The 1,345-nt window shown below is 64.8% G+C and carries 1 protein-coding gene; it reads left to right on the forward strand.

What is annotated here, in order from left to right; translation table 11 throughout:
- A partial coding sequence (locus HU743_RS27000) for an RHS domain-containing protein (protein ID WP_186652400.1) occupies nt 1-1,345 on the forward strand: 1,345 nt, incomplete at both ends.

Raw genomic sequence — 1,345 nt, forward strand, 5'->3', positions numbered from 1 at the left:
CCTGGATTACACGCCCACCGGGCTGATCCGCGAGGAAAGCGGCTTCGACGGGCGACGCACCGCTTACGCCTACGACCTAAACGGTCAGTTGCTGGAAAAGACCGAGTTCGGTGAGCACGGTTTGACGCTGGTCACCCAGTACCAGCGCGACGCGGCGGGAAGGTTGCAGGTCAGGACCCTGCCCGACGGGGTGAAAGTTCGTTATGACTACGACCGCCTCGGCCGACTGATCGCGGTCGATGACGGCCAGGACCACCCGCTGGCCTTCGAATACGACCGCCAGGACCGGCTGATCACCGAACATCAGGGCTGGGGCACCCTGCGCTACACCTACGACGCCTGCGGCCAGCTCAAGCGGATGCGCCTGCCGGACAACAGCCGGCTCGATTATCACTACGCCAAGGGCGGTGCGCTAAAAGCCATCGACCTCAACGGCACGCCGCTGACGCAGCATGTTTATCGGTCAGGGCGCGAGCAGCAACGCCAGCAAGGCCTGCTGCTCAGCGAATATGCCTACGACGATCAGGGGCGCTTGCTCGCCCACGCTGTGGGTCATCAGCACGCGGCGCTGTATCGCCGCGATTATGCCTACAGCGCCAACGGCAACCTCGAGCACATTGCCGACAGCCGCCACGGCCAGCGCACCTACGGCTACGACGCCCTCGACCGACTGATTCGCGTGCGTCACTCGCGCGACGAACTGCCCGAATCCTTCGCCCACGACCCGGCCGGCAACCTGCTGATGCAGGACCGCCCGGGACCGGCGAAGGTCAAGGGCAACCGCCTGCTGATGCAGGGCGACCGCCACTACGACTACGACGCCTTCGGCAACCTGATCCGCGAACGTCGGGGCCACGGTCAGACCCTCGTCACCGAATACCGCTACGACTGCCAGCACCGCCTGATCGGCTTGACCCGCCCCGACGGCCAAACGGCCAGTTACCAATACGACGCCTTCGGCCGGCGCATCCGCAAAACCGTCAACGGCATCGCCACTGAGTTCTTCTGGCAGGGCGACCACCTCGTCGCCGAAAGCAGCCCAACCCAGTACCGCAGCTTCGTCTACGAACCCGGCACCTTCCGCCCCCTGGCCCTGCTCGACGGCAAAGGCCCGAAAAAGGCCTGCCCGTTCTACTACCAACTCGACCACCTCGGCACCCCGCAGGAACTCACCGACTACAGCGGCGAAATCGTCTGGTCGGCGCAATACGACGCCTACGGCAAAGTCGCCGCGGTGACCCTGGCCGGCGAAGAATACCTGGACCAGCCGCTGCGCTTTCAGGGGCAGTACTTCGATGCGGAAAGCGGGCTGCATTACAACCGGCATCGGTATTACGACCCGAGG

Origin of the sequence: Pseudomonas sp. SWRI99 (assembly GCF_014270125.1) — a bacterium.
GTDB classification, from domain to species: Bacteria; Pseudomonadota; Gammaproteobacteria; order Pseudomonadales; family Pseudomonadaceae; genus Aquipseudomonas; species Aquipseudomonas hamedanensis.